Source organism: Neobacillus rhizosphaerae, from assembly GCF_050477885.1.
GTDB classification, from domain to species: domain Bacteria; phylum Bacillota; class Bacilli; order Bacillales; family Cytobacillaceae; genus Neobacillus; species Neobacillus rhizosphaerae_A.
Window position 1 is genome coordinate 1 of record NZ_JBCNAC010000116.1, and the last position, 1660, is coordinate 1660.

Annotated in this window: 2 protein-coding genes; both read right to left on the reverse strand. The window is 38.3% G+C overall.

The genetic code is table 11. The annotated features are described in order from the left end of the window. Positions 1–75: 75 nt before the first annotated feature. Complete coding sequence (locus tag ABES03_RS15850; protein WP_430118398.1) at positions 76–579, reverse strand: N-acetyltransferase family protein; 504 nt, start codon at positions 577–579, stop codon at positions 76–78. A gap of 172 nt (positions 580–751) precedes the next feature. Beyond that, entirely contained in the window at positions 752–904 is a 153-nt protein-coding gene (locus tag ABES03_RS15855) for a YpzG family protein (RefSeq protein WP_335531367.1), read from the reverse strand. Between the last annotated feature and the right edge of the window lie 756 nt (positions 905–1660).

A 1660-nucleotide genomic window follows, 5' to 3' on the forward strand; every position in this document is an offset into this window, starting at 1 on the left:
CACAGGAGTCTTCGCTCCTTCCGCTCCAATCAACAGTAAAAAAAATCAACAATGTTCTTTAACATAGGCTAAGTATTAGTATATTCTTTTGCCAAGTATGAGAAGATCTCTTTCAATGCTATCTAGTTCCGCAATCTTCGGAAGATGTGCCCATTTTTCAAAGCCAAAGCTGTTAAAAAGTTTCATGCTAGCTTCATTGTGGCCAAAGATAAAACCAAGTAAGGTTTTAATTTCAAGAGATGGACATGCATCCATCGCTTTTTGTATTAGAAATTTACCGAGTTTCTTTCCACGAAAATCCTGATGAATATATATACTGATTTCAGCTGTACCATTATACGCTGGTCTGCCATAGAACGATTGAAAGCTTACCCATCCGCAAATTGTTCCTTGACTTTCCACTACCCAAAGTGGACGAAAGGAAGGGGAGTGCTCGTGAAACCATTGGGTTCGGCTTTCAACAGAAACTGGCACAAGGTCAGCAGTAACCATTCTCCCAGCGATGGTTGAATTATAGATGTCAACGATATTCGGTAAATCACTTATTTCTGCGTCTCTTATTGTGAAAGCATCGTACATACTCTAGTCCACTCCATTTAATAATGATTTAATTAGATTTTATGATATCCTTCCACACAGACATTTTCAATAATATTTTTTAAAAGAAAAAGGCTGACTCGTTTTGTTGAGTCAGCCTTCTGCTGATGAGAATCGTTAGGCGACCCCATCATTCGTTTCGAAGCCATTACACTTACCAACGGTGTGCTTTGGCATTACTCCTTAAGATGATCGCGTTTTGAGTTAATTGAGTTTCTCCATTCACCTGTGACTTCTGGCGTTTCGGCCTAGTGTTTGTGTGATGGAAAAGCTCTGAGTGTTGATCTAAATGATCTTTGTAGCTCATCAAAAATCACCTCATCATAGGATTTGAAACGATGATATTCACTAAGGAACATCATTATTAGCATTTGTAAAATGGGCTGAAAATAGTCACTTATTTTCATTACCTTTTTGGTGCATGAAAAAGGATTGGATGGTTTAATCTAAAAAGCAGAATGACTAGTTAATAATGAAGATTATTAATTGTAATAAATGATATTACCTTTGGTTTTTGGATTTGTGGATGTGTGAATGAAAAAAGTGATGGGAAAGGATACATAATGTCTTTCATTAGGTGGATGAAGGACAAAATGTGTTGTGGAAACGTGGAAAATGTCTTTCATATGATGGATGAAGGACCAAATGTGATTGGGAATCGTGGAAAATGTCCTTCATGAGGTGAATGAAAGACAAAATTTGATGGGTACGAGTGAAAAATGTGCTTCTACGAGCCTGAACTGCTTTATAAAGAAGGGTTACGGTCGCATAGAAGGGTTACGGTCGCATAGAAGGGTTCTATGAGCCCAAATTGCTTGAAAGAGAAGGGTTACGGTTGCATAGAAGGGTTCTATGAGCCCGAATTGCTTGAAAGAGAAGGGTTACGGTCGTATAGAAGGGTTCTATGAGCCCGAATTGCCTGTTAAAGCAGGGTTACGGTTGCATAGAAGGGTTCTATGAGCCCGAATTGCCTGAAAGAGAAGGGTTACGGTCGTATAGAAAGTCAAGCCCATTATTATGTGTAAATTCATTCCTCATGAAAAACAATATTAAGCAGATGATT

Coding starts and splice junctions, on each gene's coding strand:
- ABES03_RS15855 (WP_335531367.1), bottom strand. CDS start 904: ATGAGCTACAAAGATCATTTAGATCAACACTCAGAGCTTTTCCATCAC.
- ABES03_RS15850 (WP_430118398.1), bottom strand. CDS start 579: ATGTACGATGCTTTCACAATAAGAGACGCAGAAATAAGTGATTTACCG.